The sequence below is a fragment of the Neisseria sp. HMSC15G01 genome, from assembly GCF_001808255.1.
Lineage (GTDB): Bacteria > Pseudomonadota > Gammaproteobacteria > Burkholderiales > Neisseriaceae > Neisseria > Neisseria subflava_A.
In genome coordinates, this window is record NZ_KV792660.1 from 1 (window position 1) to 530 (window position 530).

Consider the following 530-nt stretch of genomic DNA (forward strand, 5'->3'; position numbering starts at 1 on the left):
AATTAAAGGATGACAACTCTGTTGTTATTCTTGAACAAAAGTACTGAAAGTTATGGTTAACTGTTTAGAATATTTGAAATCAAACGATATTTGCGTTAATATGTCGTAAGCATTTGTGTGGGTATGAGCTGTTGCCCTATCTGCGCGTATGTGACAGTGTTTACAGAGTGGAATAAAACCATTCGGTAGGCTTCCTGACTGATTCAATCAAATATGTTATGGGAAAAAATCTGATGAAGAAATTTTTATTTGGTGCATTTGCCGCCGTCTGTGCAGCATTCTCTTTGGCCGCCGTGAACATTAATACCGCGTCTTCTGCCGAACTGGAGGCCTTGCCGGGTATCGGCCCGGCTAAGGCGAAAGCGATTGTGGAATACCGTCAGAAGAACGGTGCGTTCAAATCGGTGGAGGAGCTGAAAAACGTGAAGGGCATCGGTGATGCGGTACTGAACAAATTGAAGGCGGAGGCGACGGTTTCTCCTGCCGCGCCTAAGGCCGCACAGCCTGCCGTGAAAAAATAAGCCTGACGG

Annotated in this window: 1 protein-coding gene; it reads left to right on the plus strand. The window is 45.8% G+C overall.

Features of this window, described 5'->3' with window-relative positions:
• Positions 1 to 233: 233 nt before the first annotated feature.
• Complete coding sequence (locus HMPREF3139_RS02355) at positions 234 to 521, plus strand: ComEA family DNA-binding protein (RefSeq protein ID WP_070460228.1); 288 nt, start codon at positions 234 to 236, stop codon at positions 519 to 521.
• Positions 522 to 530: the final 9 nt, after the last annotated feature.

Coding starts and splice junctions, on each gene's coding strand:
- HMPREF3139_RS02355 (WP_070460228.1), top strand. CDS start 234: ATGAAGAAATTTTTATTTGGTGCATTTGCCGCCGTCTGTGCAGCATTC.